Origin of the sequence: Clostridium tepidiprofundi DSM 19306, assembly GCF_001594005.1 — a bacterium.
In the GTDB taxonomy this organism is placed as follows: Bacteria; Bacillota; Clostridia; order Clostridiales; family Clostridiaceae; genus Clostridium_AC; species Clostridium_AC tepidiprofundi.
Genome location: NZ_LTBA01000124.1, coordinates 1 through 1,103 on the forward strand (window position 1 = coordinate 1; position 1,103 = coordinate 1,103).

At 28.5% G+C, this 1,103-nt stretch carries 2 protein-coding genes; both read left to right on the top strand.

Annotation, left to right across the window (positions count from 1 at the left end):
- Positions 1–148: 148 nt before the first annotated feature.
- The gene (locus tag CLTEP_RS13990; protein WP_066827688.1) at positions 149–757 is read left to right on the top strand and encodes an AAA family ATPase; all 609 of its coding nucleotides are present in this window, start codon (positions 149–151) and stop codon (positions 755–757) included.
- On the top strand, positions 754–1,029 hold the full coding sequence (locus tag CLTEP_RS13995) for a hypothetical protein (RefSeq protein WP_066827691.1): 276 nt from the start codon (positions 754–756) through the stop codon (positions 1,027–1,029). The genes CLTEP_RS13990 and CLTEP_RS13995 overlap by 4 nt, the downstream gene beginning before the upstream one ends.
- Positions 1,030–1,103 lie beyond the last annotated feature (74 nt).

Here is a 1,103-nt window from a genome sequence, read left to right on the forward strand (position 1 = left end):
TATCATATAACCATATCCTTTTCTTTTGTTTTATATGTTTTTGTTGTTATTAACATTAAAACATATTTGAAAAGGATTTTTCTATATTTATTTATAAAATTGACTTGTTATTTATTTTAATGTCCCTAAAGAAGATGTAAAAAAATATATGAAGTATGCTGACTTCGATATAGAAGATATCGATGTTAATATTAAAAGTAAGAATGACTTAATATCATCTGAATTTTTTAAAACGTTTCCAGAAAATGCTAAAGATGATATTATCAAAAATATTAGTGATGATAGTAAATTTTTAGGAGAAGATGATATAGAATTTATGCATAGAGGAATAGATCAAAAAGGAAATATAGTAGATGTGCCTTTTAAATTAAGTGAAGAATCAGATGGTACTCGAAAATATTTTGGTATATTAGGACCCTTCCTTGATGTACTTAAAAATGGTTATACTATGGTAATTAATGAACTTGATATGAAATTGCACACTCTTTTGGTAATTCAATTAGTAAAATTGTTTCTAGATCCAAGCATAAACAAAAATAACGCTCAACTTATATTTACAACCCATGACACTAATCTTTTAGATGTAGATATATTAAGAAGAGATCAAATTTGGTTTACTGAAAAGAAAGAAGATAAAAGTACTGATTTGTATTCTTTATACGATTTCGGTAAGGTTAGAAAAAATGATAAAATTGAAAAAAGATATCTTCAAGGTAAATATGGTGCTATTCCTTTCTTAAGAGGTGATTTGAGATGAAACTAAAAAAGAAAGCTGAGACCCATAGAAAAAAAGGTAAACGAAAGGTTAATCCTATTATTGTAATTGTATGTGAAGGTAAAGAAACAGAAGTTGATTACTTTGAAGGGTTCAATTCTAGATATACCAGGGTTGATGTAAGAATAGTAGATAAAATTCTAAAGGGAAAAATAAAGCAAAAGTTACAGTTCCCGAAAATTTGGTTAAAAAAGCTGCTAATAGTGAACTACTCGCCACTTACTTCGTTGAAGTGGGAGCTTCTTGGTCAATAGCACCAACGTGCCAAGTTTACCCAAGCTCAAAAGGTCGCACCGACCTCGATATAATACCAGTTTTATTTCTTGGC

Bases quoted from the DNA above. Each gene is read 5' to 3' on its own strand.
- CLTEP_RS13990 (WP_066827688.1), top strand. From the start codon at position 149: ATGAAGTATGCTGACTTCGATATAGAAGATATCGATGTTAATATTAAA.
- CLTEP_RS13995 (WP_066827691.1), top strand. From the start codon at position 754: ATGAAACTAAAAAAGAAAGCTGAGACCCATAGAAAAAAAGGTAAACGA.